The sequence below is a fragment of the Paraburkholderia sp. RL17-347-BIC-D genome (assembly GCF_046027915.1).
Lineage (GTDB): Bacteria > Pseudomonadota > Gammaproteobacteria > Burkholderiales > Burkholderiaceae > Paraburkholderia.
This window is the reverse complement of sequence record NZ_JARESS010000297.1, coordinates 1-271: the sequence shown is the minus strand read 5'-3', so window position 1 is coordinate 271 and position 271 is coordinate 1. Positions and strand designations below refer to the sequence as shown.

General features: G+C 64.6%; 1 protein-coding gene. It reads left to right on the top strand.

The annotated features are described in order from the left end of the window. A partial coding sequence (locus P0D96_RS48655) for a TolC family protein (protein ID WP_408321529.1) occupies window positions 1–271 on the top strand: 271 nt, incomplete at both ends.

Sequence of the window (271 nt, the reverse complement as noted above, 5' to 3'; positions counted from 1 at the left end):
TGAACTCACGGAGCTCGAGGTGCCGCCGGTGCCGGCAGGCCTGCCTTCCGATCTGCTTCAGCGTCGTCCCGATCTGCGTCAGGCGGAGCAGAACCTCATCGCCGCAAACGCATTGATCGGCGCCGCGCGCGCGCTTTACTTTCCGTCCATTTCACTGACGGGCCTGTTCGGAACGGCGAGCGGCCAGTTCTCGAAGCTATTCACCGGGCCGGCACGGATCTGGTCGTACGCAGGCTCGCTGACCGTGCCGATCTTTACCGCGGGCAGCATT